Origin of the sequence: Dysgonomonas sp. 521 (assembly GCF_010501055.1) — a bacterium.
In the GTDB taxonomy this organism is placed as follows: Bacteria; Bacteroidota; Bacteroidia; order Bacteroidales; family Dysgonomonadaceae; genus Dysgonomonas.
This window is the reverse complement of record NZ_QVMO01000157.1, coordinates 1-4,690: the sequence shown is the minus strand read 5'-3', so window position 1 is coordinate 4,690 and position 4,690 is coordinate 1. Positions and strand designations below refer to the sequence as shown.

Below are 4,690 nucleotides of genomic sequence, written 5' to 3'. Positions count from 1 at the left end.
AAACTCATGGCTCAAAGAAGTAAACAGGCATAAAATGCAAGTATGCTACCATCCGGGAATTATTCTTTTTATCAAGAGAATCACCAATATTTGGTCTACCTTTCTTTGAAGCAAGACTCAACAGCAAGTATATTAACATTAGTTGAACTGGTGCTACACTGCCATGAGTTTTTTTCAAAGAAAAGATTTTTATCGTCATTATCGTTTGGTTTATTGGTAAATAATGAGCACTCAACATGACAACCAACGGTTACAGGAGCGGAGCGTATGTAAATAGATATGAAAAAATACTTTTGAGACACCCTCAGCAGCTAATATCGGACAGGCAAACCCAGCCCCTACATATATCATCCTTTTCTTTACCAGGGTGCGTAGTGTCCTATTATTACCAATATCCCCTACTCTTCACAGCCCATATTTTAACAATAATCTTATCGAAAACTATACCTCAACAGATACTTTTCATTTAGTATCCATTTACTTTTTTTATTTTTCATAAAAACGCATCTTTCTAGTTATAAGATATTTACAGAACCACTTATCTCTCATAATTTTACTTTTTACTTCATTGAAAAAAAAATGAAAACAGGCATTCCATACCTTTATCATACACTTCAGCGAACACCTGTTACATCTGCTTGCTAACCGGAGAATATAACATCCATACCCTATTGGATACTATATATAGACTTAAGAGATATTAAACCTAAATCTATGTTATTATGAATTGGAAAAATTACAAACAAAAACCAAACCTTCGGGCATTTGTGTTAATCCTGCTGATAGCAGGCATAAGCCAAATCTCTTTTGCTCAAAGCAAGTCTGTAAACGGTAGTGTTACAGACACAAGAAACGAACCTCTGGCCGGAGTAAGTATCGTTATCAAAGGTACAACCACCGGAACAGCCACCGATGAAAACGGAAACTACTCGCTTTCGGGTGTGGACACAAATTCCACCCTTGTTTTTTCATTTATCGGATTTATCAGCCAGGAAATACAGGTAGGAACCAAGTCTACAATAAGTATCATACTGGAAGAGAACAACCAGATTCTAAAAGAAGTCGTTGTAGTCGGTTACGGAAGCATGGAAAAAAATAAGATTACCAGTGCTATTACCAATATTAAACCTGAGGACTTCAACAAAGGGAATATCAATAATCCCGCCCAGCTTTTACAAGGCAAGGTTGCCGGATTGAGTATAGTAACCCCTCAGGGAAATCCGAACGGGACTTACAACATCCGCCTGCGTGGCTTGTCTACTATCGGAGCAAGCACACAACCATTGATTATTATTGATGGTGTCATCGGTTCAGACCTCAGCAGTGTAGACCCGAATGACATTGCCAGCATGGATATATTGAAGGATGGTGGCGCGGCAGCTATTTATGGTACGCGGGGTTCCAGCGGGGTAATCATTATCACTACCAAAACCGGACTGAAAGACCAGGCAAGCGTCAGTTATAATGGTTATGTAGCGATGGAAAACATGGACAGGAAATTACCGATCATGAGCCGTAGCGAATATCTGGAATATGGCGGAACCGATTATGGCGGAAATACTGACTGGATGAAGGAAATCACACGCACCGCCCTTTCCCACGTGCATAATGTATCATTGTCGGGTGGTACGCAGAAATTCTCTTATATGGCATCACTTAACTACCGCGATGTGGAAGGGATTGTACACAACACAGGCTATGACCAGTTGAGCGGACGCTTAAACCTTTCGCAGAAGATATTAGACGACAGGTTAACCCTTAGCCTCAATCTTGCCCTTGCCAATAAAAAGTCAAAAATGGGATTTGACGATGTTTTCAGATCGGCCATCATTATGCCGCCAACAGCCCCGGTATATGGTACGGGCGAAGAATACGACCAATATGGAGGGTATTTCCAAAACCGTGCCCACGAATTGTATAACCCGATGGCTATAATCAACCAGAACACAAACGACCAGAAAACCACCCGCGTAACGTACAACGCCCAAGCCGACCTGAAAATCATAGACGGATTGTCTGCAACACTACGCTATGCGCAGAACAACGAGGATATCATTAACGGGCAATATATAAGTAAATACAGCCTTTACGGCAGTGGTATGGACAGGAACGGATTAGCGTCGAGGAGTACATACAATAACAAGAGCGACTTGTTTGAGCTTACAGGTAATTACTTGAAATCGTTCGATAAACTAAACCTGAACGCGCTGGCAGGATATTCATATCAGAAGTTTACCTCCGAACATTATTACTTTCAAGGCGGGAACTTCCTGACCGATGAGTTTTCATATAACAATCTGGCGGCCGCAAAAGATTTAGCCGATGGCAAAGCAAAAGCAGAAAGCTTCAAAGAGTCGAATAAACTGATCGCATTCTTCGGACGTGTCAATTTAAGCTATGACGACACATATTTCCTGATGGCATCGCTCCGCAGGGAGGGTTCATCCCGCTTTGGGGAAGGCAACAAGTGGGGTAATTTTACCGGATTAAGTGGTGGTGTAGACCTAAGCAGAATCATAGAAATTCCTCATTTCGACCAGTTGAAGTTAAGAGGCAGCTATGGTGTTACCGGAGCATTGCCTGCACAAAGTTATTTATCAAAGCAGATATACGGCCCCGGATCGAGCCTTGATTATTACCTCTACAATGATAAGTTTACCCCTGTATATTCCCCGCAAAGTAATCCTAATCCGGATTTGAAGTGGGAAACAAAAACGGAGATAGACTTCGGTATCGACTTCAGTATGTTCAACTCAAGGCTGACCGGTACGCTCGACTATTATAACAGGAAAACATCTGACGCCTTGATCACATTGAACGTACCTGTTCCGCCAAACCTGTATCCTACATCCGTACTAAATGCGGGAAAATTAAGGAACAGAGGATTTGAAATAGGATTAAATTTCGAAGCGGTCAAAACAAAAGATTTTTCATGGACTACCCGTTTGACCTATTCCACAAACAGTTCGAAGATTATTTCCCTGTCGATGGGCGATTTGCAGTATGGAGTAAGGGAAGTGGGAGGACTGCCTGCGCCACTTACCGGAAATGTAGTCAGGGTACAGGAAGGAAAGCCGCTTGGACAAATGATAGGCTGGATATGTCAGGGAGTAGATGCCGATGGTAATTATATCCTCAAGGATATGGATGGTAACGGTGAGATCAACGAAAAGGACGTAGACGTTATCGGGCGTGGTATGCCAAAAGGCGAGTTTGGCTTTGGCAACACATTCACTTATCGCAATTTCGACTTTGGCTTCTTCTTCAGGGGCGTATATGGACATGATCTTGTAAACCTGCACCGCACAATGTTCGAGCAGGTATCCCGTATCAGTACATACAACCTGATCAAGACAAAACATTTCCAACCGGAATACAAAGGGCCTGTCGCTTACAACAGCCACTATGTAGAAAACGCGTCATTTATCAAACTTGATAATATCTCGTTAGGGTACAATTTCAAGTTACCTGCAAATTCTCTCATATCCGTGGCAAGAGTCTATCTTACAGGTCAAAACCTGTTTTATATCACAGGCTATTCGGGTGTCGATCCCGAACCAAGATATTCATACGATGGTAATGTGCTGGCTCCCGGAATAGAGCCGTTGAACAGTTGGGTCACTACCCGTACATTTACATTAGGCGTTAATCTTACATTTTAAAAAACGAACTTATGAAAACATATATAAAAGCACTCAATCCATTCATGAGAAAAGTTGTTTTAGCTGCTTGTTCGGTTTGTCTTCTTTTCAACTTCTCATGCACCGATCTGGATGAAAAATTATACAGCCAATTGGATAATGATAACTTCCTGCAAACGGAAGAAGAAATATCATCAGCTCTGGGAGCCGCATACAGCGGATTAAGAACATTCCAGAAAAACGATCACATGTGGACAATCTATTGTACTACCGATGAAGTAGCTGTTCCCGGCAGAACCGGAGGCGACTGGGCAGGCGACGGGCAAGACCAGCAGATGACAGATCATAAATGGATCGCAAACAGCCGTTTTTACAGAGGAACATGGGAAGCCTTTTTTGCCCAGATAAATACATGTAACCGTCTTATCTACCAGTTGGAACAGATAGACCCAACGAAGTACACAGCATATATTTCGGAGGTAAAAACAATAAGGGCCCTTTGGTATTTGTGGCTGATTGATATGTGGGGAAACGTGCCTATCGTTGAAAAATTCGATGTTCCAAGCGACTATCTGCCTTCTACAAATACGCGCAAAGAAGTTTACGATTTTATAGAAAAGGAGATAAACGATAATATCGCCAACCTTACAAAGGATAAAACAAGCCTGACCTACGCACGCGCCGATTACTGGACAGCTAAAGCGATTCTGGCCAAGTTATACCTGAACGCGGAAGTATATACAGGAACTGCGCAGTGGCAAAAGGCTCTGGACGTATGTAATGAGATCATCAATTCGGGTAAATTCTCATTAACCAATACTTACAGGGAAAATTTCATCTCTAAGAATGAGGGGTCTACGGAAGCTATTTTTGCAATCCCCTTCGATGATACTTATACAGAATGGGGTTGGATATTGCCTCTCGTTTCCCTGCATTATTCAAGTCAACAAACATTACCAATGACGTCATTTAAATTATATCCGTTTTGACAATCATAAAATTGTGTTTTTTAGCTAGTTTACCCATAAGTCTTATTTCGTTAGCATTGA

General features: G+C 41.7%; 2 protein-coding genes. Both read left to right on the top strand.

What is annotated here, in order from left to right; all coding sequences use genetic code 11:
- The first annotated feature begins 722 nt into the window (after positions 1 to 722).
- Positions 723 to 3,662: a TonB-dependent receptor gene (locus D0T84_RS21320; RefSeq protein ID WP_163309950.1), complete on the top strand. Its 2,940-nt coding sequence runs from the start codon at positions 723 to 725 to the stop codon at positions 3,660 to 3,662.
- 11 nt (positions 3,663 to 3,673) lie between these two features.
- On the top strand, positions 3,674 to 4,630 hold the full coding sequence (locus D0T84_RS21315) for a RagB/SusD family nutrient uptake outer membrane protein (protein ID WP_163309949.1): 957 nt from the start codon (positions 3,674 to 3,676) through the stop codon (positions 4,628 to 4,630).
- Positions 4,631 to 4,690 lie beyond the last annotated feature (60 nt).

What these genes read in the sequence shown, in the direction of transcription:
- D0T84_RS21315 (WP_163309949.1), top strand. Translation starts at nt 3,674, where the DNA reads ATGAAAACATATATAAAAGCACTCAATCCATTCATGAGAAAAGTTGTT.
- D0T84_RS21320 (WP_163309950.1), top strand. Translation starts at nt 723, where the DNA reads ATGAATTGGAAAAATTACAAACAAAAACCAAACCTTCGGGCATTTGTG.